Annotated in this window: 2 protein-coding genes; both read right to left on the reverse strand. The window is 34.2% G+C overall.

Going from position 1 to position 371, the window contains the following annotated elements:
* Positions 1–189: TipC family immunity protein (locus ADH52_RS03100; RefSeq protein ID WP_049510031.1), on the reverse strand; the 189-nt coding region annotated here is incomplete at its 3' end.
* Between the two features lie 4 nt (positions 190–193).
* Positions 194–371 (reverse strand): TipC family immunity protein (locus ADH52_RS11255; protein ID WP_152903961.1); only part of this gene is annotated, 178 nt, incomplete at its 5' end.

Raw genomic sequence — 371 nt, forward strand, 5'->3', positions numbered from 1 at the left:
TCCATCACTTGGCCAACCTGGACTAATTTCAAAGCCATCTATATGCCTTAAAATATTATTTGTACGATAAGTCTTCTCTGTCTCCTGATAAATTTCATCAAAAATGTTTTTAGGTTGATGAATAAAAAAGTAGAAACAGGATGATATGATTATCACGAATAAGGCTACTAGACCTAGTATTTTCTTCATGCTATCACCAATTCTCCCACTGGGTTTCGACTTTCACATCGCCATAATTGCTTGGCGAGTACTTGCTGTCATAAATCGAGCACCAATCTTTCAGAACTTTCTGGTTGACGATTTCGTCGTAGTCTTTCTCTAATTCTTCTTTAGAAATATTATATTTTCTGAGATATTCTCTTATTTTTTCT

Origin of the sequence: Streptococcus pseudopneumoniae (assembly GCF_001072665.1) — a bacterium.
GTDB classification, from domain to species: domain Bacteria; phylum Bacillota; class Bacilli; order Lactobacillales; family Streptococcaceae; genus Streptococcus; species Streptococcus pseudopneumoniae_S.